Origin of the sequence: Agrobacterium sp. M50-1 (assembly GCF_049843495.1) — a bacterium.
In the GTDB taxonomy this organism is placed as follows: domain Bacteria; phylum Pseudomonadota; class Alphaproteobacteria; order Rhizobiales; family Rhizobiaceae; genus Agrobacterium; species Agrobacterium radiobacter.
The window spans coordinates 36,146-61,949 of record NZ_JBBHZH010000002.1; the positions used below are offsets into that span (position 1 = coordinate 36,146).

Here is a 25,804-nt window from a genome sequence, read left to right on the forward strand (position 1 = left end):
CGTCGTCATCGTTTTTAAAACTCATTACCCAAAAGCCGCGTGAAAATGGCTTTTGGGTAATGGGTTCTTCAAGAGAATGGTTCCGAACCGGCTCATCTAGGCAATCCGGCCTGATCGATCCGGGATGTGGAACGAGATTGATGAAACCCATTGCTTGACGGGATCGACTGGCCATCGGTTCCCGTCCGTTGCAGGCCCGGATGCAATTTTTAAAGGAGCGACGATGGCTCAGACCCTTTCGTTTAACGGTCGCAGGCGCGTACGCAAGTTTTTCGGCAAAATTCCAGAAGTAGCGGAAATGCCGAACCTCATCGAGGTTCAGAAGGCTTCGTACGACCAGTTTCTCATGGTTGACGAGCCCAAGGGTGGCCGTCCCGACGAGGGATTGAATGCCGTATTCAAGTCCGTATTCCCGATCACCGATTTCTCGGGCGCCTCCATGCTCGAATTCGTGTCCTACGAATTCGAAGCGCCGAAGTTCGACGTCGAGGAATGCCGTCAGCGCGATCTGACCTATGCAGCGCCGCTGAAAGTGACGCTGCGCCTCATCGTGTTCGATATCGATGAAGATACCGGCGCGAAGTCCATCAAGGACATCAAGGAACAGTCCGTCTACATGGGCGACATGCCGCTCATGACCAATAACGGTACGTTCATCGTCAACGGCACCGAGCGCGTCATCGTTTCGCAGATGCACCGTTCGCCGGGCGTGTTCTTCGATCACGACAAGGGCAAGAGCCATTCTTCCGGCAAGCTGCTTTTCGCCGCCCGCGTCATCCCGTATCGCGGTTCCTGGCTCGACATCGAATTCGACGCCAAGGACATCGTCTATGCGCGTATCGACCGCCGCCGCAAGCTGCCCGTGACCTCGCTCCTGATGGCGCTCGGCATGGATGGTGAAGAAATCCTGTCGACCTTCTATACCAAGGCTACCTACGAGCGCGCCGGCGACGGCTGGCGTATCCCGTTCCAGCCCGAAGCGCTGAAGAATGCCAAGGTCATCACCGACATGATCGACGCCGACACCGGTGAAGTCGTTGTCGAGGGTGGCAAGAAGCTGACTCCGCGCCTTATCCGCCAGCTCGTCGACAAGGGCCTCAAGGCGCTTAAGGCGACTGACGAAGACCTCTACGGCAACTTCCTGGCCGAAGACATCGTCAACTACGAGACGGGTGAAATCTATCTCGAAGCCGGCGACGAAATCGACGAGAAGACGCTCGGCCTGATCCTTCAGTCCGGCTTCGACGAGATTCCGGTTCTCAACATCGACCACGTCAATGTTGGCGCCTACATCCGTAACACGCTCTCCGTTGACAAGAACCAGAACCGCCAGGAAGCGCTGTTCGACATCTACCGCGTCATGCGTCCGGGCGAACCGCCGACCATGGATTCCGCGGAAGCGATGTTCAACTCGCTGTTCTTCGATGCAGAGCGTTACGATCTCTCGGCTGTTGGCCGCGTGAAGATGAACATGCGTCTCGACCTCGATGCGGAAGACACCGTGCGCACGCTGCGCAAGGAAGACATCCTCGCCGTCGTCAAGATGCTGGTCGAACTGCGTGACGGCAAGGGCGAAATCGACGACATCGACAACCTCGGCAACCGCCGTGTTCGTTCGGTCGGCGAGCTGATGGAAAACCAGTATCGTCTGGGCCTTCTGCGCATGGAACGTGCGATCAAGGAACGTATGTCCTCGATCGAAATCGACACCGTGATGCCGCAGGACCTGATCAACGCGAAGCCGGCAGCTGCCGCCGTTCGCGAATTCTTCGGTTCCTCGCAGCTGTCGCAGTTCATGGACCAGGTGAACCCGCTTTCGGAAATCACCCACAAGCGCCGTCTTTCGGCTCTTGGACCGGGTGGTCTGACGCGTGAGCGCGCCGGCTTCGAAGTTCGCGACGTTCACCCGACCCACTACGGCCGTATTTGCCCGATCGAGACGCCGGAAGGCCCGAACATCGGTCTGATCAACTCGCTTGCCACCTTTGCCCGCGTCAACAAGTACGGCTTCATCGAAAGCCCGTACCGCAAGATCATCGACGGCAAGGTGACGACCGACGTTATCTACCTCTCCGCCATGGAAGAGGCCAAGTACTACGTCGCACAGGCCAATGCCGAGCTCGATGGCGAAGGCGCCTTCACTGAAGAGTTCGTTGTTTGCCGTCACTCGGGCGAAGTCATGCTCGCACCGCGCGACAACATCAACCTGATGGACGTTTCGCCGAAGCAGCTCGTTTCGGTCGCGGCGGCTCTCATTCCGTTCCTGGAAAACGACGACGCCAACCGCGCGCTCATGGGCTCGAACATGCAGCGTCAGGCCGTTCCGCTTCTGCGGGCGGAAGCGCCGTTCGTCGGCACCGGCATGGAGCCGATCGTCGCCCGTGACTCCGGCGCTGCCATCGCGGCTCGCCGCGGCGGTGTCGTCGACCAGGTCGATGCGACGCGTATCGTTATCCGCGCTACGGAAGAACTCGATGCCGGCAAGTCGGGCGTCGATATCTACCGTCTGCAGAAGTTCCAGCGTTCGAACCAGAACACCTGCGTCAACCAGCGTCCGCTGGTCGCCGTCGGCGATCTGATCTCCAAGGGTGACATCATCGCGGACGGTCCGTCGACCGACCTCGGTGACCTGGCGCTCGGCCGCAACGCGCTCGTCGCGTTCATGCCCTGGAACGGCTACAACTACGAAGACTCGATCCTGATGTCGGAACGTATCGTTTCCGACGACGTGTTCACCTCCATCCACATCGAAGAATTCGAAGTGATGGCGCGTGACACGAAGCTTGGTCCGGAAGAAATCACGCGCGACATTCCGAACGTTTCGGAAGAAGCGCTGAAGAACCTCGACGAAGCCGGTATCGTTTACATCGGTGCGGAAGTTCAGCCGGGCGACATCCTCGTCGGCAAGATCACGCCGAAGGGCGAAAGCCCGATGACGCCGGAAGAAAAGCTTCTGCGCGCCATCTTCGGTGAAAAGGCTTCCGACGTTCGCGACACGTCCATGCGCATGCCTCCGGGCACGTTCGGTACGGTCGTTGAAGTCCGCGTCTTCAACCGTCACGGTGTGGAGAAGGACGAGCGCGCGATGGCTATCGAGCGCGAAGAGATCGAGCGTCTGGCAAAGGACCGCGACGACGAACAGGCAATTCTTGACCGTAACGTTTACGGCCGCCTGATCGACATGCTGCGTGGTCACGTTTCCATCGCCGGTCCTAAGGGCTTCAAGAAGGGCGTCGAGCTTTCCAACGCCGTCGTCTCCGAATATCCCCGCTCGCAGTGGTGGATGTTTGCAGTCGAAGACGAGAAGGCCCAGTCCGAACTCGAAGCGCTTCGCGGCCAGTACGACGAATCCAAGTCGCGCCTTGAACAGCGCTTCATGGACAAGGTCGAAAAGGTCCAGCGCGGCGATGAAATGCCTCCGGGCGTCATGAAGATGGTCAAGGTCTTCGTTGCTGTTAAGCGCAAGATCCAGCCGGGCGACAAGATGGCCGGCCGTCACGGTAACAAGGGCGTCGTCTCGCGTATCGTTCCTGTCGAGGACATGCCGTTCCTCGAAGACGGCACGCATGTCGACATCTGCTTGAACCCGCTCGGCGTGCCTTCGCGCATGAACGTCGGTCAGATCCTCGAAACCCACCTCGCATGGGCATGCGCAGGCATGGGCAAGAAGATCGGCGAGATGCTCGAAGAATATCGCAAGACGATGGACATCAGCGAGCTTCGCACCGAGCTCACCGAAATCTATGCGAGTGAATCGCATGATGAGGTGCAGCGCTTCGATGACGAATCGCTGGTCAAGCTTGCCGAAGAAGCCAAGCGCGGTGTTTCCATCGCGACTCCGGTCTTCGACGGTGCGCATGAGCCCGACGTTGCCGCGATGCTGAAGAAGGCAGGTCTGCATGAATCCGGTCAGTCCGTCCTTTATGACGGTCGTACCGGTGAGCCGTTCGACCGCAAGGTCACCGTCGGCTACATGTACATGATCAAGCTGAACCACCTTGTCGACGACAAGATCCACGCTCGCTCGATCGGTCCTTACTCGCTCGTTACCCAGCAGCCGCTGGGCGGCAAGGCGCAGTTCGGCGGACAGCGCTTCGGGGAAATGGAAGTCTGGGCTCTGGAAGCATACGGCGCGGCTTACACGCTGCAGGAAATGCTTACCGTCAAGTCGGATGACGTGGCGGGCCGCACCAAGGTCTACGAGGCGATCGTCCGTGGCGACGACACCTTCGAGGCCGGTATCCCCGAGAGCTTCAACGTTCTCGTCAAGGAAATGCGGTCGCTCGGTCTTTCGGTCGAACTGGAAAACTCGAAGATCGAGAACCAGCCCGAAGACCAGCTGCCCGACGCGGCGGAATAAAAATGAGAGAGGTGGGCGCCTTTTGGGCGCCTGCCGGCTCCCGCATCGGCCAGGCCGGTGTGGGACACTTTCGCCGCATTGTGCGGTTAAATCCGTATTTAAAGCTCTGGACGGTGACCCGGGAAGAAGCCGGTCCAGATGCAAACAGGGGCAGCAGCTAGCCTCTCAAGGAGACAAGGCATGAACCAAGAGGTCATGAATCTTTTCAATCCTCAGGTGCCTGCGCAGCATTTCGATTCCATCCGGATTTCGATCGCTTCGCCGGAAAAAATCCTGTCGTGGTCCTACGGCGAGATCAAGAAGCCGGAAACCATCAATTACCGTACGTTCAAGCCGGAACGCGACGGTCTTTTCTGCGCGCGTATTTTCGGACCGATCAAGGACTACGAGTGCCTGTGCGGCAAGTACAAGCGCATGAAGTACAAGGGCATCATCTGCGAAAAGTGCGGCGTCGAAGTCACGCTGTCGCGCGTTCGCCGTGAGCGCATGGGCCACATCGAGCTCGCAGCACCGGTTGCCCATATCTGGTTCCTGAAGTCGCTTCCTTCGCGTATCTCGACCCTGCTCGACATGACGCTGAAGGATGTCGAGCGCGTTCTCTATTTCGAGAACTACATCGTCACCGAACCCGGCCTCACTTCGCTGAAGCAGAACCAGCTTCTGTCCGAAGAAGAGTACATGATCGCCGTTGACGAGTTCGGCGAAGACCAGTTCACCGCCATGATCGGCGCTGAAGCCATCTATGAGATGCTGGCTTCGATGAACCTCGAAAAGATCGCTGGCGACCTGCGTGCCGAACTTGCTGAGACCACGTCTGATCTCAAGCAGAAGAAGCTGATGAAGCGCCTGAAGATCGTCGAGAACTTCATGGAGAGCGGCAATCGTCCGGAATGGATGATCATGAAGGTCGTTCCGGTCATTCCGCCGGACCTGCGTCCGCTGGTTCCGCTGGATGGCGGTCGTTTCGCGACGTCCGACCTCAACGATCTCTATCGCCGCGTCATCAACCGTAACAACCGTCTGAAGCGCCTGATCGAGCTTCGTGCGCCTGGCATCATCATCCGCAACGAAAAGCGTATGTTGCAGGAATCCGTCGATGCGCTGTTCGACAACGGCCGTCGTGGCCGCGTCATCACGGGCGCCAACAAGCGTCCGCTGAAGTCGCTCTCCGACATGCTCAAGGGCAAGCAGGGCCGCTTCCGCCAGAACCTTCTCGGCAAGCGCGTCGACTACTCCGGCCGTTCGGTCATCGTGACTGGTCCGGAACTGAAGTTGCACCAGTGCGGCCTGCCGAAGAAGATGGCGCTCGAACTGTTCAAGCCGTTCATCTACGCCCGCCTCGACGCCAAGGGTTACTCCTCGACCGTCAAGCAGGCCAAGAAGCTGGTTGAAAAGGAAAAGCCTGAAGTTTGGGATATCCTCGACGAGGTCATCCGCGAGCATCCGGTTCTCTTGAACCGCGCACCGACGCTGCACCGTCTGGGTATCCAGGCTTTCGAACCCATGCTGGTCGAAGGCAAGGCCATCCAGCTGCATCCGCTCGTCTGCACGGCCTTCAACGCCGACTTCGACGGTGACCAGATGGCTGTTCACGTTCCGCTCTCGCTGGAAGCCCAGCTGGAAGCGCGCGTGCTGATGATGTCGACCAACAACATCCTGCATCCGGCAAACGGCCACCCCATCATCGTTCCTTCGCAGGACATGGTTCTCGGCCTGTATTACCTGTCGATCATGAACCAGAATGAGCCCGGCGAAGGCATGGCCTTCTCGGATATCGGTGAGCTGCATCACGCGCTTGAAAACAAGGTCGTGACGCTGCATGCCAAGATCCGCGGTCGCTTCAAGACCGTGGATGCCGACGGCAAGCCGGTTTCGAAGATCCATGAAACGACCCCTGGCCGTATGCTGATTGGCGAACTTCTGCCGAAGAACGTCAACGTGCCTTTCGACGTCTGCAACCAGGAAATGACCAAGAAGAACATCTCCAAGATGATCGACACGGTCTACCGTCACTGCGGCCAGAAAGACACGGTCATCTTCTGCGACCGCATCATGCAGCTCGGCTTTGCCCATGCCTGCCGCGCCGGCATTTCGTTCGGCAAGGACGACATGGTCATTCCGGACAGCAAGGTGAAGATCGTCGGTGACACCGAAGCCTTGGTGAAGGAATACGAACAGCAGTACAATGATGGTCTCATCACCCAGGGCGAAAAGTACAACAAGGTTGTCGACGCCTGGGGCAAGGCTACCGAAAAGGTCGCCGAAGAAATGATGGCGCGCATCAAGGCTGTCGAGTTCGATCCGGAAACGGGCCGCCAGAAGCCGATGAACTCCATCTACATGATGTCCCACTCGGGCGCCCGTGGTTCTCCGAACCAGATGCGTCAGCTGGGCGGCATGCGCGGCCTGATGGCGAAGCCGTCGGGTGAAATCATCGAGACGCCGATCATCTCGAACTTCAAGGAAGGCCTGACCGTTAACGAGTACTTCAACTCGACCCACGGCGCCCGTAAGGGTCTTGCAGACACCGCCCTGAAGACGGCGAACTCGGGTTACCTTACCCGCCGCCTCGTCGACGTCGCGCAGGATTGCATCGTTAACTCCGTGGATTGCGGCACCGACAAGGGCCTCACCATGACCGCCATCGTCGATGCCGGTCAGGTGGTTGCCTCGCTTGGCGCACGTATCCTCGGCCGTACGGCTCTGGATGACATCGATCATCCGGTTTCCGGCGAGAACATCGTCAAGGCCGGCACGCTTATCGATGAGGCCGATGTGGCCGCCATCGAAAAGGCGGGCATCCAGTCCGTTCGCATCCGCTCTGCTCTGACCTGCGAAGTGCAGATCGGCGTTTGCGGCGTCTGCTACGGTCGTGACCTTGCACGCGGTACGCCTGTCAACATGGGCGAAGCCGTTGGCGTCATCGCCGCACAGTCGATCGGTGAACCGGGCACGCAGCTCACCATGCGCACGTTCCACCTTGGTGGTACGGCGAACGTGGTCGACCAGTCGTTCCTCGAAGCGTCGTATGAAGGCACGATCCAGATCAAGAACCGCAACATCCTGCGGAACTCCGAAGGCGTTCTCATCGCCATGGGCCGTAACATGTCCGTTACGATCCTTGATGAGCGCGGCGCGGAACGTTCCTCGCAGCGTGTCGCTTACGGTTCGAAGATCTTCGTGGATGATGGCGACAAGGTTAAGCGTGGCCAGCGTCTTGCAGAGTGGGACCCCTACACCCGTCCGATGATGACGGAAGTGGAAGGTACCGTTCACTTCGAAGACCTCGTCGACGGTCTCTCCGTTCTGGAAGCGACCGACGAATCCACCGGCATCACCAAGCGTCAGGTCATTGACTGGCGTTCGACGCCGCGCGGTTCGGACCTTAAGCCTGCGATCGTCATCAAGGACGCTTCCGGTGCTGTGGCGAAGCTTGCCCGTGGTGGCGAAGCCCGCTTCCAGCTCTCTGTTGACGCCATTCTGTCGGTTGAGCCGGGTTCCAAGGTCTCCCAGGGTGACGTGCTTGCACGTTCGCCGCTGGAAAGCGCCAAGACGAAGGACATCACCGGTGGTCTGCCGCGCGTTGCCGAACTGTTCGAAGCACGTCGTCCGAAGGATCACGCCATCATCGCCGAGATCGATGGTACGATCCGCCTCGGCCGCGACTACAAGAACAAGCGTCGCGTGATGATCGAGCCTGCGGAAGACGGCGTCGAGCCGGTCGAATACCTGATCCCGAAGGGCAAGCCCTTCCATCTTCAGGAAGGCGACTACATCGAGAAGGGCGAATACATTCTCGACGGCAACCCGGCGCCGCACGACATTCTGGCGATCAAGGGCGTGGAGGCTCTGGCTTCCTATCTCGTGAACGAAATCCAGGAAGTCTACCGACTGCAGGGCGTTGTGATCAACGACAAGCACATCGAGGTGATCGTTCGCCAGATGCTGCAGAAGGTTGAAATCACCGATGCTGGCGACAGCCAGTACATCGTTGGTGACAACGTCGATCGCATCGAGCTTGACGACAACAACGACCGCCTGATCGAAGAAGGCAAGAAGCCTGCCTATGGCGAGCCGGTTCTGCTCGGCATCACCAAGGCTTCGCTGCAGACGCCGTCCTTCATCTCGGCCGCATCGTTCCAGGAAACCACCAAGGTTCTCACGGAAGCTGCGATCGCCGGCAAGACGGACACGCTGCAGGGCCTCAAGGAAAACGTCATCGTCGGCCGTCTCATCCCGGCCGGTACTGGCGGCACCATGACGCAGATCCGCCGCATCGCCACCTCGCGCGACGACCTCATTCTCGAGGAACGCCGCAAGGGTACGGGTGCAGGCTCTGCGAACCAGATGCTGCAGGACATGACGGACCAGGCTCCGGCCGCCGAATAAGGTCAGACAGGGCAGGGGCTTTACGAAGCCCCGCCAAAGGTTCAGTGGAAACGCCCGGAGCAATCCGGGCGTTTTTGTTTGTGTGGAAGCCACCGGCGAGCCAGCGCGATTTTACGATTTGTCTTTGAGATTATCTTCAGCCGCGCGGCGAGGGTCAGCTCTGTTCGCGGATGTCATAGCGGGTCAGAACGGAGAGCCGGCGAACGAGATCAGTCTGGCCGGTGCTGCCAGTTTTCGCATAGATCGACTTGGCGTTGCTGCGCACCGTTTCATGGGAAATCTGCAATTGCTTCGCCACGGCGGGAAGCGAAAACCCCTTCATGATTTCCAGAGCCACGCGGGCCTCGCCCTTGGTGAGGTCGTACAGCCCTTTTAACAGTGAGGTCGCATCGGTGATGGTGCCCGTGGGTTGCGATATCAGCACGATGGCGGAACCTTTCGGGGACAAATCCAGCGCGTTCCTGCGCAACGGTATGACGTGGAGGATACAGGACCGATCTTCGCCGGTCGGGAGGGGAAAAGAGCCGACATTATCTCCGGCGAGCGCCTTATAGAGCAGCCGGTTTACTCTTTCGTCGGACACCACGACCCTGTCGCGGGCACCGGTGGAAATACATTTCCTGAGAGAGAGAAACATGTCGTTTGCGGATAGGATACGCCCGCTCGCCTGAAGCACCGCCGCAGGTGCGCCTATGGCGTTCAGCCCGAGCGTCATGGCGTCGGCCTTCTGTCGCTGCAGCCGGGTTGCGAGAGTGAGGCTGCGGGCAATGTGTGGCCTCAGCCGGCCCAGCGCCGCCATGGTTTCCGGCCCGATGACGCCGCTAGCGAGCCTGCGTTCGAAAAGCACTGTCATTTCCGGATGATCCGGTGGTGCAATCTGCGTCGCTGCGCCATATCCCAGTCCGCGCGGCATCAGGAAGTCACGCACGATCGGCAATCCGGCCCATTCGTCATGGGTGAAGACGTCGAAATCCTGTACGAAGGAAAACTGTCCTTCGCGGATTGCGCGGGTGAGGCGATCGTTGCGCCTGTTCCAGCCGCCTTCCATGAAGGCCTGCATCACGTCCTGCAGATTGGGGGTGAAGAGCCATGCCTCTTCCTCACCCTTGCCCCAGGTGAGCGCACCGCCCCAGAAATCCAGGCGGTTACCGATTGTCTCTATGACCTCAGCCCAGCGATCAGGGAAAAGTGCCGCCTCGTAAATGTCGTCGATAATGTCTGCTGAAGATATAGTATCCAACCCGCCACCGAAATTTTGCGTCGATACTATTGTAAGCTGATATTTGGGTATTGTTCAACGGATAAAGAAATAATACTATTGTATTAAAAGTATATAATCTATGAGTGACTTAATATATTGATAAGTTTGCCGAAGGGGTCGCGCACGAAAAGGCGGCGAACGCCCCACGCCTCGACGGTGGGGCCGTATTCGATGGGCAGCCCGGCCTTCAGGATTCTGACGTGGACCTCCTCGAAATCATCGACCTCGATCGAAAGGTCCGGCACATCAGTGCCGGAGCCGCCTTCACTTGCGAAGCTGACCTGTGCTCTTGCTTCGAGCGGGCTGGCATGGGTGACGATCCAGCCGTGATCCATGGCGACGGGCATGCCGAGAATATCGCCATAAAACGCCTTCGCCCGCGCTGGGTCGGGCGTTGCTATATTGGCGACAACCCGTCTTACGGCCATGGACCTGCGCCTCAGGCGAAGCGGATGATGGCGACTTCGCCTTCGAGCGCGCCCTGATAGGCGGAGGCGTGCGGCTCTTCATCCGGGATGTCGGTCAGCATGCCGATCTGGTCGAGATCGGCTTCGATGAAACCTTCTTCCGAAAGAGCGTTCAGCGTTTCACGCACGGCCGTATCGTCATCCGGCGCCCGCAGGATGACGTGGATGTCGATGCCCTCGGAATTATCGTGCTCATAGGCCTTGCCGATGACGATGAAGACCATCGGCTCTTCGCGTCCGTTGTCGTTGTCGGGGAGGGTGCTCATGACGCGTTTCCTTGATCATTCGTTGCTGTAATGCGGGCCGATGGAATCGGTTCCGCCCGTGGCGGCGCTGCTCCGGCTCGCCACAGGGAATCAATAGACGGATTTTATGAAAAGCCAAAGCGTGGAGGTCGAAATCGCAGCCTTCTGCGCCGACTTATGTTAAAGCTGGCTGGAAATGACCCGGACGCGGGCTTAGTGGCCGCTGGCGCGGGGGCAAAATGCGGATTCGCCCTTGACGAAAGCTGGCTAAAACAGTAGTACGCCCGCCATCGGAGCCTCTGTGGGTGCTGGCCGTTCGGGAAGCTTTTTCCCGAACATCATCTCAAACGGGTCTCCATTGCACGTAGAAGACACGAATGTTGCACGCAAGACGCCTCATCCGGTGTCCTCTGCTCTTGGTGGTCCATCCGTGAAACCGGATCGGGCCACGTTTTGCGCATGAGGATATATGCGTGCATCGTCGCCGGCAACGGCATAGTCGCCACCCGTGAGGGTGGCTTAAGTAGTTTTTGCAAGGGATGGTTATATGCCTACCGTAAACCAGCTGATCCGCAAGCCTCGCCAGGCACAGGTAAAGCGCAACAAGGTTCCTGCACTTCAGGAAAACCCGCAGAAGCGTGGTGTTTGCACCCGCGTTTACACGACGACCCCGAAGAAGCCGAACTCGGCTCTGCGTAAGGTTGCCAAGATCCGCCTCACCAACGGCTTCGAAGTCATCGGTTACATTCCGGGCGAAGGTCACAACCTTCAGGAACACTCCGTGGTCATGATCCGCGGCGGCCGCGTAAAGGACTTGCCGGGTGTGCGTTACCACATCATCCGCGGTGTTCTCGATACCCAGGGCGTCAAGAACCGCAAGCAGCGCCGCTCCAAGTACGGTGCGAAGCGTCCGAAGTAATTCGGGTTCAAACAAATTCCGGCGCTGCGCGAGGTTCTCCGCGTGGTTTAGCGTCAATAACATTGAGAGACAAAGAATATGTCCCGTCGCCATAGTGCAGAAAAGCGTGAGATCAACCCGGACCCGAAGTTCGGCGATCTGGTCGTCACCAAGTTCATGAACGCCATCATGCTTCACGGCAAGAAGTCGGTCGCAGAAAGCATCGTTTACGGCGCGTTCGACGTCGTTCAGGGCAAGACGAAGCAGGAGCCGCTCGGCGTGTTCCACTCCGCCCTCGACAACGTTGCTCCGCACGTTGAAGTGCGTTCGCGCCGCGTTGGTGGTGCCACCTATCAGGTTCCGGTCGACGTTCGCCCCGAGCGCCGTCAGGCGCTTGCTATCCGCTGGCTGATCACGGCTGCCCGCAAGCGCAACGAAACGACCATGGTCGATCGCCTTTCCGGCGAACTCATGGACGCTGCGAACAACCGCGGTTCCGCTGTCAAGAAGCGCGAAGACACGCACAAGATGGCCGACGCCAACCGCGCATTCTCGCATTACCGCTGGTAATCTTAACCGGTCGCATATCGAAAGGCAGTCCATTATGGCTCGCGAATATAAAATCGAAGACTACCGCAATTTCGGTATCATGGCGCATATCGACGCCGGCAAGACGACGACCACCGAGCGTATTCTTTATTACACCGGTAAGTCGCACAAGATCGGTGAAGTCCATGATGGCGCAGCCACGATGGACTGGATGGAGCAGGAGCAGGAGCGTGGTATCACCATCACCTCCGCTGCCACCACGACCTTCTGGAAGGGTCGCGACGGCAAGATGCGCCGCTTCAACATCATCGACACCCCCGGCCACGTCGACTTCACCATTGAAGTCGAGCGTTCGCTGCGCGTTCTCGACGGCGCCATCGCGCTGCTCGACGCCAACGCCGGTGTTGAGCCGCAGACGGAAACCGTCTGGCGCCAGGCCGAGAAGTATCATGTTCCGCGCATGATCTTCTGCAACAAAATGGACAAGACCGGTGCTGACTTCTACCGCTCGGTAGAAATGATCAAGACCCGTCTCGGCGCCATCGCCGTTGTCATGCAGCTGCCGATCGGCGCTGAGACCGAGTTCAAGGGCGTTATCGACCTGATCGAGATGAACGCACTCATCTGGCGCGACGAATCGCTCGGCGCTCAGTGGGACGTCGTCGAAATCCCGGAAGACATGAAGGCCAAGGCTGACGAATATCGCGAAAAGCTGATCGAGACCGTTGTCGAGATCGACGAAGAAGCGATGGAAGACTACCTGAACGGCATCATGCCCGACAACGACAAGATCCGTGCGCTCGTTCGCCGCGGCACCATCGACGTGAAGTTCCACCCGATGTTCTGCGGTACCGCGTTCAAGAACAAGGGCGTTCAGCCGCTTCTCGACGCTGTTGTCGACTACCTGCCTTCTCCGCTGGACATTCCGGCGATCAAGGGCATCGACTTCAAGACCGAAGCCGAAATCGAGCGTCATGCCGACGACAGCGAGCCGCTTTCCATGCTCGCGTTCAAGATCATGAACGACCCCTTCGTCGGTTCGCTGACCTTCGCTCGTATCTACTCGGGCAAGCTCGAAAAGGGTACGTCTGTCATCAACACGGTCAAGGACAAGCGCGAGCGCGTCGGCCGTATGCTGCAGATGCACTCCAACAGCCGTGAAGACATCGAAGAAGCCTTCGCCGGCGACATCGTTGCTCTGGCTGGCCTCAAGGAAACCACCACTGGCGATACGCTCTGCGATCCGCTGAAGCCGGTTATCCTCGAGCGCATGGAATTCCCCGAGCCGGTCATCCAGATCGCGATCGAGCCGAAGACCAAGGGCGACCAGGAAAAGATGGGCCTCGCGCTCAACCGTCTGGCTGCTGAAGATCCTTCGTTCCGCGTCAAGACGGATGAAGAATCCGGTCAGACGATCATCGCAGGCATGGGCGAACTTCACCTCGACATTCTCGTTGACCGTATGCGTCGCGAGTTCAAGGTTGAAGCTACCGTCGGTGCTCCGCAGGTTGCCTACCGCGAAACCATCACGCGTCAGCACGAAGAAGACTACACGCACAAGAAGCAGTCCGGTGGTACCGGTCAGTTCGCTCGCGTGAAGATCATCTTCGAACCGAACCCCGAAGGCGAAGACTTCAAGTTCGAGTCGAAGATCGTCGGTGGTGCTGTTCCGAAGGAATACATCCCGGGCGTTCAGAAGGGTATCGAAAGCGTTCTGTCTTCCGGTCCGCTCGCTGGCTTCCCGATGCTCGGCGTCAAGGCGACGCTGGTCGACGGTGCATTCCACGATGTTGACTCGTCGGTTCTCGCCTTCGAAATCGCATCGCGTGCCTGCTTCCGTGAAGCAGCGAAGAAGGCTGGCGCACAGCTTCTCGAGCCGATGATGAAGGTCGAAGTCGTAACGCCGGAAGACTATGTCGGTGACGTTATCGGCGACCTGAACTCCCGTCGTGGTCAGATCCAGGGCCAGGAAAGCCGTGGTATCGCCGTCGTCATCAACGCGCATGTTCCGCTCGCGAACATGTTCAAGTACGTCGATAACCTGCGCTCCATGTCGCAGGGTCGCGCTCAGTACTCGATGACGTTCGACCACTATTCGCCGGTTCCTTCGAACGTGGCGCAGGAAATCCAGGCAAAGTACTCCGGTCAGAAGTGATCGGGGTACGCCCCACCGAATTTTGAAGATTATTCCCGTCAAGGGACAAGAATGGAGAGCCACTAATGGCAAAGAGCAAGTTCGAGCGCAATAAGCCGCACGTCAACATTGGCACGATCGGTCACGTTGACCATGGCAAGACGTCGCTGACGGCAGCAATCACGAAGTTCTTCGGCGAGTTCAAGGCGTATGACCAGATCGACGCGGCTCCGGAAGAAAAGGCTCGTGGTATCACGATCTCGACGGCACACGTTGAATATGAGACGCCTGCCCGTCACTACGCGCACGTCGACTGCCCCGGCCACGCCGACTACGTGAAGAACATGATCACCGGTGCTGCCCAGATGGACGGCGCGATCCTGGTTTGCTCTGCAGCTGACGGCCCGATGCCGCAGACCCGCGAGCACATCCTGCTCGCCCGCCAGGTTGGCGTTCCGGCAATCGTCGTGTTCCTCAACAAGGTCGACCAGGTTGACGACGCCGAGCTTCTCGAGCTGGTTGAGCTTGAAGTTCGCGAACTTCTGTCGTCCTACGACTTCCCGGGCGACGATATCCCGATCGTCAAGGGTTCGGCGCTTGCTGCTCTTGAAGATTCCGACAAGAAGATCGGTGAAGACGCGATCCGCGAGCTGATGGCTGCTGTTGACGCCTACATCCCGACGCCTGAGCGTCCGATCGACCAGCCGTTCCTGATGCCGATCGAAGACGTGTTCTCGATCTCCGGCCGTGGTACGGTTGTGACGGGTCGCGTTGAGCGCGGTATCGTCAAGGTTGGTGAAGAAGTCGAGATCGTCGGCATCCGTCCGACCTCGAAGACGACTGTTACCGGCGTTGAAATGTTCCGCAAGCTGCTCGACCAGGGCCAGGCTGGCGACAACATCGGTGCGCTGGTTCGCGGTGTTAACCGTGACGGCGTTGAGCGTGGTCAGATCCTGTGCAAGCCGGGTTCTGTCAAGCCGCACAAGAAGTTCAAGGCAGAAGCCTACATCCTGACGAAGGAAGAAGGCGGCCGTCATACGCCGTTCTTCACGAACTACCGTCCGCAGTTCTACTTCCGCACGACGGACGTAACAGGCATCGTTACGCTTCCGGAAGGCACGGAAATGGTTATGCCTGGCGACAACGTCACCGTTGACGTCGAGCTGATCGTTCCGATCGCGATGGAAGAAAAGCTGCGCTTCGCTATCCGCGAAGGCGGCCGTACCGTCGGCGCCGGCATCGTTGCATCGATCGTCGAGTAATTTCGGCCATTGAAATTTTGACTGGCGGCGGTGTGAACAACACCGCCGCCGGCCTTTTAGTAAAAAGCCTGGCGGCGTTGCATTTTTAGTGCTTGAAAAATTCGGTGAAAGCGCGTAAACGCGCACTCACAATCACCGCTGGATTCGCAAGCGATTGCGGAACGCGGTGTTTTTAGCAATACAGACTACCGAAATGATTGGGGTGCAACCCGCATCCCTCTCGATTTTTGAAAATCTGCGGCGCCACGATCAATAGAAGTTCATGTGTTTCCGCGTGCGGAAACGAATAACAAAGAACAAGGACAAGACGAATGAACGGCCAGAATATCCGTATCCGCCTCAAGGCGTTCGATCACCGGATCCTCGATGCCTCTACCCGTGAAATCGTGTCGACCGCAAAGCGCACCGGCGCCAGCGTTCGCGGCCCGGTTCCGCTCCCCACCCGCATCGAAAAGTTTACCGTCAACCGCTCTCCCCACGTTGATAAGAAGAGCCGTGAACAGTTCGAAATGCGGACGCACAAGCGTCTTCTCGATATCGTTGACCCCACCCCGCAGACTGTCGATGCTCTGATGAAGCTCGACCTCGCTGCTGGCGTTGACGTGGAAATCAAGCTCTAAGACCCGGCCCGACCCCATCCAGGGTGAGGACTGAAGTAAAAGGCCGGACTTCACCTTTGGGTGAGGGCCAATAACAAGGAAGGTACGTGGAGAAATCCAACGACTTCCAAACCGGAGACCGGAAACATCGTGAGATGTCGAAGGGCACTCCTTAACAAAGGCCAGAGAGGGTTTTCCCTTCAAGGCTCGCAAGAGGATGAACCAATGCGTTCAGGTGTGATTGCACAGAAAGTGGGTATGACACGCGTCTATAACGACGCAGGTGAACATATCCCTGTAACAGTATTGCGACTGGATAACGTACAAGTCGTTGCCCAGCGCACGGAAGACAAGAATGGCTACACCGCAGTTCAGCTCGGTGCCGGCCAGTCCAAGGTCAAGAACACGACGAAGGCGCTTCGCGGTCATTTCGCCGCTGCCAACGTCGAGCCGAAAGCCAAGCTCGTCGAGTTCCGGGTTTCCCCCGAGAACCTGATCGACATCGGTGCAACACTGACCGCAAATCATTTTCAGTCCGGCCAGCTGGTCGACGTCACTGGAACCACGATCGGTAAGGGTTTTGCCGGTGCTATGAAGCGTCACAACTTCGGTGGTGGCCGCGCTTCGCACGGTAACTCCGTATCGCACCGTGCACACGGTTCGACCGGTAACAACCAGGACCCGGGCCGCGTCTGGAAGGGCAAGCGCATGGCTGGTCATATGGGCCAGACGCGCGTTACGACCCAGAACCTCGAAGTCGTTTCGACCGATGAAGACCGTGGCCTCATCCTCGTGAAGGGTGCAGTTCCCGGCTCGAAGGGTTCCTGGATCATCGTCCGCGACGCCGTCAAGTCGGCTGCGAAGTAAGGGAGCCTTATCATGGAATTGAACGTCAAAACCCTCGAGGGAAAAGACGCCGGCAAGGTTTCTCTGTCGGATGAGATCTTCGGCCTCGACCCCCGTCAGGACATCCTGGCCCGCATGGTTCGCTGGCAGCTTGCTAAGAAGCAGCAGGGAACCCACAAGTCCAAGAACCGGTCGGAAGTTTCCCGCACCGGCGCGAAGATGTACAAGCAGAAGGGTACGGGCCGCGCTCGTCACCATTCGGCTCGCGCACCGCAGTTCCGCGGCGGCGGCAAGGCCCACGGCCCGGTCGTTCGCAGCCACGCCCATGACCTTCCCAAGAAGGTTCGTGCGCTTGCTCTGCGTCACGCCCTGTCTGCAAAGCTGAAGGCTGAAGAACTGATCATCGTCGATCAGCTCGTCGCGTCCGAAGCAAAGACCAAGGCTCTGCTGGGCAGCTTCGCTTCGCTTGGCCTGACCAACGCTCTCGTCATCGGTGGCGCAGAACTTGATGGCAACTTCAAGCTCGCTGCTCAGAACATCCCGAATGTGGACGTTCTGCCGGTACAGGGCATCAATGTTTACGACATCCTGCGCCGTGGCAAGCTGGTGCTTTCCAAGGCTGCTGTAGAGGCTCTGGAGGAGCGGTTCAAATGACGGATCTTCGCCACTACGATGTGATCGTATCTCCTTCGATCACGGAAAAGTCGACGCTGGTATCCGAACAGAACCAGGTCGTATTCAACGTCGCCAAAAGCGCTTCCAAGCCTGAAATCAAGGCTGCCGTGGAAGCTCTCTTCGGCGTCAAAGTCACGGCTGTGAACACGCTTATCCGCAAGGGTAAGACCCGTCGTTTCCGTGGGTTCGCCGGTAAGCTGAAGGACGTCAAGAAAGCCGTCGTTACGCTCGCCGAAGGTCAATCCATCGACGTGTCCACCGGACTCTAAAGGTTAGGCCCAAGCGGGCAAAGACCCAAAAGGGAACAAGAATATGGCATTGAAAAGTTTCAATCCGACCACGCCGAGCCAGCGTCAGCTGGTTATCGTGGACCGCGCTTCGCTCTACAAGGGCAAGCCGGTAAAGGCTCTCACCCAGGGCCTCAGCTCCAAGGGTGGCCGTAACAACCAGGGCCGGATCACCGTCCGTTTCCAGGGTGGCGGTCACAAGCGGACCTACCGTCTGGTTGACTTCAAGCGTCGCAAGTTCGACGTTGAAGGCACCGTTGAGCGTCTGGAATACGACCCCAACCGCACCGCGTTCATCGCGCTGGTTACGTATACCGACGGCGAACAGGCTTACATTCTCGCGCCACAGCGTCTCGCTGCCGGTGACAAGGTGATCGCCTCCGACAAGGCAGTGGACGTGAAGCCCGGCAACACCATGCCGCTTCAGTACATTCCGGTTGGTTCGATCATCCACAACGTCGAGATGAAGCCGGGTAAAGGCGGTCAGATTGCCCGCTCCGCCGGTACGTATGTCCAGCTCGTCGGCCGCGATGCCGGTATGGCTATCCTGCGTCTCAACTCGGGCGAACAGCGTCTGGTGCACGGCTCCTGCCTCGCATCGATCGGCGCTGTTTCGAACTCGGATCACGGCAACATCAACGACGGTAAAGCCGGTCGTTCGCGTTGGCGTGGCAAGCGTCCGCACGTTCGCGGCGTCGTCATGAACCCGGTCGACCACCCGCACGGTGGTGGTGAAGGTCGCACGTCGGGTGGTCGCCACCCGGTTACTCCGTGGGGCAAGCCCACGAAGGGCAAGCGCACCCGTTCGAACAAGTCGACCGACAAGTTCATCATGCGCTCGCGCCATCAGCGTAAGAAGTAAGAGAGGTAGTCACTAATGGCTCGTTCAGTATGGAAAGGTCCGTTTGTTGACGGCTATCTTCTCACCAAGGCTGAGAAGGTGCGCGAGAGCGGACGTAACGAAGTAATCAAGATCTGGAGCCGTCGCTCCACGATCCTGCCGCAGTTCGTTGGTCTGACGTTCGGCGTCTACAACGGCAGCAAGCATGTGCCCGTCTCTGTCAACGAAGACATGGTCGGACACAAGTTCGGTGAATTCTCTCCGACCCGTACCTATTACGGTCACGGCGCGGACAAGAAGGCAAAGAGGAAGTAATCATGGCGAAGGCTAAGACCGAACGCCGGCTGAAGGACAATGAGGCTCAGGCCATTGCCCGTACGCTCCGCGTCAGCCCCCAGAAACTGAACCTGGTTGCCGCTCTTATCCGTGGCAAGAAGGTTGATCGCGCTCTCGCCGAGCTCGAATTCTCCCGCAAGCGCATTGCAGGCACCGTCAAGAAGACGCTCGAATCTGCAATTGCCAATGCGGAAAACAACCATGACCTCGACGTCGACGCTCTCGTCGTCGCCGAGGCCTATGTTGGCAAGTCCATCACCATGAAGCGTTTCCACGCCCGTGGCCGTGGTCGTGCTTCCCGCATTGAAAAGCCGTTCTCTCACCTCACGATTGTTGTTCGTGAAGTTGAGGAAAAAGGGGAGGCCGCATAATGGGTCAGAAAATCAATCCGATCGGCTTCCGCCTCGGCATCAACCGTACCTGGGATAGCCGCTGGTACGCTGATACCGCAGAATACGGCAAGCTTCTGCATGAAGACCTGAAGATCCGGGCTTACCTGATCAAGGAACTCAAGCAGGCCGGTATCGCCAAGGTGGTCATCGAGCGTCCGCACAAGAAGTGCCGCGTCACGATCCACTCGGCTCGTCCGGGTCTGATCATCGGCAAGAAGGGTGCAGACATCGAGAAGCTTCGCAAGAAGCTTTCCGAGATGACCAACTCCGAAACGCACCTCAACATCGTTGAAGTGCGCAAGCCGGAAATCGACGCGACGCTGGTTGCCCAGTCGATCGCTCAGCAGCTCGAGCGCCGCGTGGCTTTCCGCCGTGCGATGAAGCGTGCTGTTCAGTCCGCAATGCGTCTTGGCGCCGAAGGCATCAAGATCACCTGCGGCGGTCGTCTCGGTGGTGCAGAAATCGCTCGTACCGAATGGTACCGCGAAGGTCGCGTTCCGCTGCACACGCTGCGTGCGGACATTGACTACGGCACAGCCGAAGCTGAAACCGCATTCGGCATCTGCGGCATCAAGGTCTGGATCTTCAAGGGCGAAATCCTTGAGCACGATCCGATGGCTTCTGAGCGTCGCGGTCTCGAAGGCGACGCACAGGGCCCTGCAAGCCGTGAGCGTGGCGATCGTTCCGATCGTCGTCGCGAAAACGCTTGATTGACGCTGGCGAAAGATAAGCTCGGAGAAGTAAGAAAATGTTGCAGCCAAAGCGTACTAAGTACCGTAAGCAGTTCAAGGGACGCATCAAGGGCGTCGCCAAGGGCGGCTTTGACCTGGCATTCGGTGAATTCGGCTTGAAGTCGCAGGAACCGAACCGCGTGAATGCACGCGAGATCGAAGCGGCACGCCGCGCGATCACGCGTTACATGAAGCGCGCAGGTCGTGTGTGGATCCGCGTATTCCCCGACGTTCCGGTAACGGCAAAGCCGACCGAAGTTCGTATGGGTAAGGGCAAGGGTTCGGTCGATTACTGGGCATGCAAGGTCAAGCCCGGTCGTATGATGTTCGAGATCGACGGTGTGTCCGAGGAGATCGCCCGTGAGGCGCTTCGTCTCGGCGCTGCCAAGCTCTCGGTCAAGACGCGCTTCGTACAGCGCATCGCAGAGTAAGGAGCAAGGCACATGAAAGCCGATGAAGTTCGCGGCCTCAGCGCCGACCAGCTCAAGGACAAGCTCGCCGATCTGAAGAAGGAGCAGTTCAACCTGCGCTTCCAGAAGGCGACTGGCCAGCTGGAAAAGTCCTCGCGCATCAACGAAGTCCGCAAGGATATCGCCCGCGTTAAAACCATTGCCCGCCAGAAGGCGGCAGAAGCCAAGGCCTAAGGAAAAATAATATGCCGAAACGCATTCTGCAGGGCGTCGTAGTGTCCGACAAGAACGAGAAGACTGTCGTTGTCCGCGTTGAGCGTCGATTCGCTCACCCGCTGCTTCAGAAGACCGTTCGCCGTTCGAAGAAGTACAAGGCGCACGACGAAAACAATCAGTATAAGGTCGGCGATGTCGTTTCCATCGAGGAATGCGCACCGATCTCCAAGGACAAGCGCTGGACGGTTGTATCCGCCCAGGCTTAATTTCATCAGAATCGCGCCAGGTCTCTTGAACTTGGCGCGAATTCCTGTATGAAGCACCGCAAGGACGCTCGTGAATCGAGCGTCTTTTGCTTTGATGCGCACGGAAGGTCCCTCGGGAAACCACCCTGTCACGACATTTCCGCGCAAGACGAAGATATATTCATAAGCTGGGGCAGGGGGCTCGCTCGGGAGAGTTTGCCCAACCGTTCCGGTAACAACAAGAAGGCGACCTGACATGATTCAGATGCAAACAAACCTCGACGTGGCGGATAATTCCGGCGCACGTCGTGTCATGTGCATCAAGGTGCTGGGCGGCTCGAAGCGCAAATATGCTTCTGTTGGCGACATTATTGTCGTTTCCATCAAGGAAGCTATTCCGCGCGGCCGCGTCAAGAAGGGCGACGTGATGAAGGCGGTTGTCGTTCGCACCGCCAAGGACATCCGCCGCGCTGACGGCAGCGTCATCCGTTTCGATAACAACGCAGCCGTTCTTATCGACAACAAGAAAGAGCCGATCGGCACCCGTATCTTCGGACCGGTTCCGCGCGAACTTCGCGCCAAGAACCACATGAAGATCATCTCGCTGGCTCCAGAAGTGCTGTAAGGAGCTATAGCGATGCAGAAAATTCGTAAAGGCGACAAGGTTGTCGTATTGACCGGTAAGGACAAGGGCCGTACCGGCGAAGTAATCCAGGTGATGCCGAAGGAAGACCGTGCCGTTGTGCGTGGCGTAAACATGGTGAAGCGTCACCAGCGCCAGACCCAGGCACAGGAAGCCGGCATCATCAACAAGGAAGCATCCTTGCACATCTCCAACATCGCCATCGTCGACAAGGATGGCAAGCCGACCCGCGTTGGTTTCTCTGTTGTGGATGGCAAGAAGGTCCGCGTGGCCAAGCGTTCGGGAGAAGTGATCGATGGCTGATAAGTACGAGCCGCGTCTCAAGACGGAATACGTTTCCCGTATCCGTGGCGCCATGCAGGAGAAGTTCTCCTACGCCAACGTGATGATGATCCCGAAGCTTGAAAAGATCGTGATCAACATGGGTGTTGGCGAGGCAACTGCCGACTCCAAGAAGCCCACGATTGCTGCCGCCGATCTGGCTGCAATTGCCGGCCAGAAGCCGGTCGTTACCCGCGCTCGCAACTCGATCGCTGGTTTCAAGGTTCGCGAAGGCATGCCGATCGGTGCGAAGGTTACCCTTCGTGGCGCACGCATGTACGAATTCCTTGATCGTCTGGTCAACATCGCGCTGCCGCGCGTTCGCGACTTCCGGGGCCTGAACCCGAAGAGCTTTGACGGCCGTGGCAACTTCGCCATGGGCATCAAGGAACACATTGTGTTCCCTGAGATCAACTACGATAAGGTTGATCAGATGTGGGGCATGGACATCATCGTTTGCACGACGGCGACGTCGGACGACGAAGCTCGGGCTCTGCTGACAGAGTTCAACTTCCCGTTCCGTCACTAACCGTAACGACGAGCGTAGAAAAGGAACTCCGATATGGCGAAAACAAGCGCAGTTGAAAAGAACAAGCGCCGCCGCAAGTCGGTCGCCCAGCAGGCCGCCAAGCGCGCTGCACTGAAGGCGATCGTGATGAACCAGTCCCTTCCGATCGAAGACCGGTTCAAGGCCACTCTGAAGCTCGCTTCGCTGCCGCGTGACGGCTCGAAGACGCGTATCCGCAACCGCTGCGAAGTAACGGGCCGTCCGCGCGCGTTCTATCGCAAGCTCAAGATGTCGCGTATCGCGCTTCGTGAGCTGGGCAATTCCGGCAAGGTGCCGGGCATTGTCAAGTCGAGCTGGTAAGGAGACGGGCACATGACCATGACTGATCCTTTGGGTGATATGCTCACCCGCATCCGCAATGGTGCCGCTCGCCGCAAGTCTGCGGTAAGCACGCCTGCTTCCAGCCTCCGCGCACGCGTTCTCGACGTGCTGCAGGCTGAAGGCTACATTCGCGGTTATTCCAAGGTCGATTTCGAAAACGGCAAGTCCGAATTCACGATCGAGCTGAAGTACTACGAAGGCGCGTCCGTGATCCGTGAGATCGGCCGCGTTTCCAAGCCGGGCCGCCGGGTTTATGTCTCGGTAAAGTCCATTCCGCAGGTCGCGAACGGCCTCGGCATCACCATCCTTTCGACCCCGAAGGGCGTGATGGCCGATCACCAGGCTCGCGAACAGAACGTTGGTGGCGAGGTTCTTTGCTCGGTCTTCTAAGACCCGAGCAAGGATCTCCATAACGAACAGACAGGATTGAATAATGTCTCGTATCGGTAAAAAGCCCGTTCCGGTTCCCGCAGGTGTGACGGCCAATGTCGACGGCCAGAAGGTCACTGCGAAGGGCCCGAAGGGTGAACTGTTTTTCGTCGCTAACGACGACATTCAGCTGAAGCTCGAAGATAACGGCGTTTCCGTAACGCCGGCTAACGGCACCAAGGAAGCTCGTTCGAAGTGGGGCATGTCCCGCACGATGATCGAGAACATCTTCAAGGGTGTTAAGGACGGCTACGAGCGCAAGCTCGAAATCAACGGCGTCGGTTACCGTGCCGCCATGCAGGGCAAGAACCTGCAGCTGGCTCTCGGCTTTTCCCATGACGTTGTTTACGAGCCGCCGGTCGGCATCACCATTGCCGTTCCGAAGCCGACGGAAATCATCGTTTCCGGCATCAACAAGCAGCAGGTTGGCCAGGTAGCCGCGGAAATCCGCGAATACCGCGGTCCCGAGCCCTACAAGGGTAAGGGCGTGAAGTACGCTGAAGAGCGTATTGTCCGCAAAGAAGGCAAGAAGAAGTAAGGATCACGCGAAATGGCTAGCAGGAAAGAAGCACTTGCACGTCGCGCGAGCCGTGTGCGCCGCCAGATCAAGGCGGTTGCCAACGGCCGCCCGCGCCTGTCGGTTCATCGCTCGTCGAAGAACATCTACGCCCAGATCATCGATGACGTTGCTGGCAAGACGCTTGCGTCTGCCTCCACGCTCGAGGCAGATCTGCGCGGCTCGCTCAAGACCGGCGCCGACGTTGCAGCAGCAGCTGTCGTAGGCAAGCTGGTTGCCGAGCGTGGCGTCAAGGCTGGCGTCAAGGATGTCGTATTCGATCGTGGCGCGTTCATCTATCACGGCCGCATCAAGGCCCTGGCAGACGCTGCCCGTGAAAGCGGTCTGAACTTCTGATTTTTTTCCGCCCGGACAACGATCCGGGCGGAATTTCACCGGGCCATGCGGGTCTCCTCAAAGAGGCCGGTGGTCTTTTCGTTTGCCGTTCCACCCGTAAAAGAAAAAGGACAAGGACAATGGCACAGGAAAAAAGAGGTTCTCGCGACGATCGCCAGAACCGTGAAGAGCGCGATAGCGAATTCGTCGACAAGCTGGTCGCGATCAACCGCGTTGCAAAGGTTGTTAAGGGTGGCCGTCGCTTCGGCTTCGCCGCTCTCGTCGTCGTCGGCGACCAGAAGGGCCGCGTTGGCTTCGGTCACGGCAAGGCTCGCGAAGTTCCGGAAGCCATCCGTAAGGCTACCGAGAGCGCCAAGCGCGATCTGATCTTCGTTCCGCTGCGCGATGGCCGCACGCTGCATCACGACGTCAATGGCCGTCACGGCGCAGGCAAGGTTCTGCTGCGTTCGGCCAAGGCCGGTACCGGTATCATCGCCGGTGGCCCGATGCGCGCCGTTTTCGAAACCCTGGGTGTTCACGACGTTGTTGCCAAGTCGACCGGTTCTTCGAACCCGTACAACATGGTTCGCGCAACGTTCGACGCTCTGAAGCATCAGGTTCATCCGAAGGACATCGCTGCACAGCGCGGTCTCAAGTATGCCACGCTTCAGGCTCGCCGTGCCGCCTCCGGCAACGCTTCTGAAGAATAAGGAGCTGGATCATGGCCAAGAAGACTACTGAAGCCAAGAAGACTGTTACGGTCGAACAGATCGGCAGCCCTATTCGCCGCCCGGCAATCCAGCGTCAGACGCTGGTCGGTCTGGGTCTCAACAAGATGCATCGTCAGCGCACCCTGGAAGATACTCCTGCGGTTCGCGGCATGATCCGTGCGGTCCAGCATCTCGTTCGCGTCGTTGACGAGAAGTGAGACGGAGTAACCTATCATGAAACTCAATGAAATCAGAGACAACGAAGGCGCCTCCAAGGATCGTATCCGCGTAGGTCGCGGTATCGGTTCCGGCAAGGGCAAGACCGGTGGTCGCGGTGTGAAGGGTCAGAAGGCTCGTTCGGGCGTCGCCATCAACGGTTTTGAAGGCGGTCAGATGCCAATCTACCGTCGTCTGCCGAAGCGCGGTTTCAACAACATCTTCGCTTCCGAATATGTTGTCGTATCGCTCGGCCGCATTCAGACCGCCATCGACGCCAAGAAGCTTGACGCTTCCGCAACGATCGATGCTGCTGCTCTCAAGGCCGCCGGCGTTATCCGTCGCGCCAAGGACGGCGTTCGCATTCTCGCCGACGGCGAGCTGAAGGCCAAGGTCGCTTTCGAAGTTGCCGGTGCTTCCAAGCCCGCAATCGAAAAGATCGAAAAGGCTGGCGGTTCGATCAAGCTTCTCGCAGTTGCAGCAGAAGCCGCCGAGTAATATATAGACTTCAGACGCCCGGGGCTCGTCGCTCCGGGCGTTTGCGCTCCCTGGCCTATGGTG

Annotated in this window: 30 protein-coding genes; 27 read left to right on the forward strand and 3 right to left on the reverse strand. The window is 58.4% G+C overall.

What is annotated here, in order from left to right; translation table 11 throughout:
- Positions 1-223: 223 nt before the first annotated feature.
- Both rpoB and rpoC read left to right on the forward strand, forming a co-directional pair.
- The gene (gene rpoB / locus WDZ78_RS04215) at positions 224-4,360 is read left to right on the forward strand and encodes a DNA-directed RNA polymerase subunit beta (RefSeq protein WP_020008897.1); all 4,137 of its coding nucleotides are present in this window, start codon (positions 224-226) and stop codon (positions 4,358-4,360) included.
- A gap of 180 nt (positions 4,361-4,540) precedes the next feature.
- The gene (rpoC, locus tag WDZ78_RS04220; protein WP_026363335.1) at positions 4,541-8,749 is read left to right on the forward strand and encodes a DNA-directed RNA polymerase subunit beta'; all 4,209 of its coding nucleotides are present in this window, start codon (positions 4,541-4,543) and stop codon (positions 8,747-8,749) included.
- A gap of 154 nt (positions 8,750-8,903) precedes the next feature.
- On the opposite strand, the gene WDZ78_RS04225 is transcribed toward rpoC, so the two are convergent.
- From WDZ78_RS04225 to WDZ78_RS04235, 3 genes are all read right to left on the reverse strand, one after another.
- Positions 8,904-9,989, reverse strand: a complete 1,086-nt coding sequence (locus WDZ78_RS04225) for a helix-turn-helix transcriptional regulator (protein ID WP_425672411.1) — start codon at positions 9,987-9,989, stop codon at positions 8,904-8,906.
- Positions 9,990-10,087: 98 nt separating this feature from the next.
- Positions 10,088-10,438, reverse strand: coding sequence for a VOC family protein (locus WDZ78_RS04230; protein ID WP_425672412.1), 351 nt, complete (start codon positions 10,436-10,438; stop codon positions 10,088-10,090).
- A gap of 11 nt (positions 10,439-10,449) precedes the next feature.
- Positions 10,450-10,743, reverse strand: a complete 294-nt coding sequence (locus tag WDZ78_RS04235; RefSeq protein WP_020008893.1) for a hypothetical protein — start codon at positions 10,741-10,743, stop codon at positions 10,450-10,452.
- 526 nt (positions 10,744-11,269) lie between these two features.
- On the opposite strand from WDZ78_RS04235, the gene rpsL reads away from it, so the two are divergent.
- From rpsL to rplO, 25 genes are all read left to right on the forward strand, one after another.
- Positions 11,270-11,641, forward strand: coding sequence for a 30S ribosomal protein S12 (gene rpsL / locus WDZ78_RS04240; protein ID WP_003507760.1), 372 nt, complete (start codon positions 11,270-11,272; stop codon positions 11,639-11,641).
- 78 nt (positions 11,642-11,719) lie between these two features.
- Positions 11,720-12,190 carry a 30S ribosomal protein S7 gene (gene rpsG, locus WDZ78_RS04245; RefSeq protein WP_003507761.1) on the forward strand — a complete coding sequence of 157 codons (471 nt, stop codon included), beginning with the start codon at positions 11,720-11,722 and terminating at the stop codon, positions 12,188-12,190.
- Between the two features lie 34 nt (positions 12,191-12,224).
- The gene (gene fusA / locus WDZ78_RS04250) at positions 12,225-14,324 is read left to right on the forward strand and encodes an elongation factor G (RefSeq protein WP_003523732.1); all 2,100 of its coding nucleotides are present in this window, start codon (positions 12,225-12,227) and stop codon (positions 14,322-14,324) included.
- Between the two features lie 65 nt (positions 14,325-14,389).
- Positions 14,390-15,565 carry an elongation factor Tu gene (gene tuf / locus WDZ78_RS04255; protein WP_279656171.1) on the forward strand — a complete coding sequence of 392 codons (1,176 nt, stop codon included), beginning with the start codon at positions 14,390-14,392 and terminating at the stop codon, positions 15,563-15,565.
- A gap of 311 nt (positions 15,566-15,876) precedes the next feature.
- A complete protein-coding gene (gene rpsJ / locus WDZ78_RS04260) occupies positions 15,877-16,185 on the forward strand; it encodes a 30S ribosomal protein S10 (protein WP_003507767.1) in 309 nt (102 codons plus the stop codon).
- 204 nt (positions 16,186-16,389) lie between these two features.
- Positions 16,390-17,031 carry a 50S ribosomal protein L3 gene (gene rplC, locus WDZ78_RS04265; protein WP_003507769.1) on the forward strand — a complete coding sequence of 214 codons (642 nt, stop codon included), beginning with the start codon at positions 16,390-16,392 and terminating at the stop codon, positions 17,029-17,031.
- 12 nt (positions 17,032-17,043) lie between these two features.
- Entirely contained in the window at positions 17,044-17,664 is a 621-nt protein-coding gene (gene rplD, locus WDZ78_RS04270) for a 50S ribosomal protein L4 (RefSeq protein WP_003495173.1), read from the forward strand.
- Positions 17,661-17,954 carry a 50S ribosomal protein L23 gene (locus WDZ78_RS04275; RefSeq protein WP_003495178.1) on the forward strand — a complete coding sequence of 98 codons (294 nt, stop codon included), beginning with the start codon at positions 17,661-17,663 and terminating at the stop codon, positions 17,952-17,954. The genes rplD and WDZ78_RS04275 overlap by 4 nt, the downstream gene beginning before the upstream one ends.
- 43 nt (positions 17,955-17,997) lie before the next feature.
- Positions 17,998-18,834, forward strand: coding sequence for a 50S ribosomal protein L2 (gene rplB, locus WDZ78_RS04280; protein ID WP_003507771.1), 837 nt, complete (start codon positions 17,998-18,000; stop codon positions 18,832-18,834).
- A 15-nt stretch (positions 18,835-18,849) separates the two neighbouring features.
- Positions 18,850-19,128: a 30S ribosomal protein S19 gene (rpsS, locus tag WDZ78_RS04285; RefSeq protein WP_003507772.1), complete on the forward strand. Its 279-nt coding sequence runs from the start codon at positions 18,850-18,852 to the stop codon at positions 19,126-19,128.
- 2 nt (positions 19,129-19,130) lie between these two features.
- A complete protein-coding gene (gene rplV, locus WDZ78_RS04290) occupies positions 19,131-19,520 on the forward strand; it encodes a 50S ribosomal protein L22 (protein WP_003495184.1) in 390 nt (129 codons plus the stop codon).
- Positions 19,520-20,251, forward strand: a complete 732-nt coding sequence (gene rpsC, locus WDZ78_RS04295) for a 30S ribosomal protein S3 (RefSeq protein ID WP_003507773.1) — start codon at positions 19,520-19,522, stop codon at positions 20,249-20,251. Before rplV ends, rpsC begins: the two co-directional genes overlap by 1 nt.
- 38 nt (positions 20,252-20,289) lie before the next feature.
- Positions 20,290-20,703, forward strand: coding sequence for a 50S ribosomal protein L16 (gene rplP / locus WDZ78_RS04300; RefSeq protein ID WP_003495190.1), 414 nt, complete (start codon positions 20,290-20,292; stop codon positions 20,701-20,703).
- Positions 20,704-20,715: 12 nt separating this feature from the next.
- The gene (rpmC, locus tag WDZ78_RS04305) at positions 20,716-20,916 is read left to right on the forward strand and encodes a 50S ribosomal protein L29 (protein ID WP_003495193.1); all 201 of its coding nucleotides are present in this window, start codon (positions 20,716-20,718) and stop codon (positions 20,914-20,916) included.
- A gap of 11 nt (positions 20,917-20,927) precedes the next feature.
- A complete protein-coding gene (gene rpsQ / locus WDZ78_RS04310) occupies positions 20,928-21,164 on the forward strand; it encodes a 30S ribosomal protein S17 (protein WP_003495195.1) in 237 nt (78 codons plus the stop codon).
- 235 nt (positions 21,165-21,399) lie between these two features.
- Complete coding sequence (gene rplN, locus WDZ78_RS04315) at positions 21,400-21,768, forward strand: 50S ribosomal protein L14 (RefSeq protein WP_003495199.1); 369 nt, start codon at positions 21,400-21,402, stop codon at positions 21,766-21,768.
- 12 nt (positions 21,769-21,780) lie between these two features.
- Entirely contained in the window at positions 21,781-22,089 is a 309-nt protein-coding gene (gene rplX / locus WDZ78_RS04320) for a 50S ribosomal protein L24 (RefSeq protein WP_003495200.1), read from the forward strand.
- Entirely contained in the window at positions 22,082-22,636 is a 555-nt protein-coding gene (rplE, locus tag WDZ78_RS04325; RefSeq protein WP_003507784.1) for a 50S ribosomal protein L5, read from the forward strand. Before rplX ends, rplE begins: the two co-directional genes overlap by 8 nt.
- Positions 22,637-22,669: 33 nt before the next feature.
- Positions 22,670-22,975 (forward strand): 30S ribosomal protein S14, encoded by a 306-nt coding sequence (gene rpsN, locus WDZ78_RS04330; protein ID WP_003507785.1) that lies wholly within the window; start codon positions 22,670-22,672, stop codon positions 22,973-22,975.
- A 12-nt stretch (positions 22,976-22,987) separates the two neighbouring features.
- Positions 22,988-23,386 (forward strand): 30S ribosomal protein S8, encoded by a 399-nt coding sequence (rpsH, locus tag WDZ78_RS04335; RefSeq protein WP_003507786.1) that lies wholly within the window; start codon positions 22,988-22,990, stop codon positions 23,384-23,386.
- A 43-nt stretch (positions 23,387-23,429) separates the two neighbouring features.
- Complete coding sequence (rplF, locus tag WDZ78_RS04340) at positions 23,430-23,963, forward strand: 50S ribosomal protein L6 (RefSeq protein ID WP_003495204.1); 534 nt, start codon at positions 23,430-23,432, stop codon at positions 23,961-23,963.
- A gap of 12 nt (positions 23,964-23,975) precedes the next feature.
- Entirely contained in the window at positions 23,976-24,338 is a 363-nt protein-coding gene (rplR, locus tag WDZ78_RS04345; RefSeq protein ID WP_003507787.1) for a 50S ribosomal protein L18, read from the forward strand.
- Between the two features lie 119 nt (positions 24,339-24,457).
- Positions 24,458-25,027, forward strand: a complete 570-nt coding sequence (gene rpsE, locus WDZ78_RS04350; RefSeq protein WP_003495208.1) for a 30S ribosomal protein S5 — start codon at positions 24,458-24,460, stop codon at positions 25,025-25,027.
- Positions 25,028-25,038: 11 nt separating this feature from the next.
- A complete protein-coding gene (rpmD, locus tag WDZ78_RS04355) occupies positions 25,039-25,245 on the forward strand; it encodes a 50S ribosomal protein L30 (RefSeq protein WP_003495212.1) in 207 nt (68 codons plus the stop codon).
- A gap of 16 nt (positions 25,246-25,261) precedes the next feature.
- Positions 25,262-25,741, forward strand: coding sequence for a 50S ribosomal protein L15 (gene rplO / locus WDZ78_RS04360; RefSeq protein ID WP_003521009.1), 480 nt, complete (start codon positions 25,262-25,264; stop codon positions 25,739-25,741).
- Positions 25,742-25,804 lie beyond the last annotated feature (63 nt).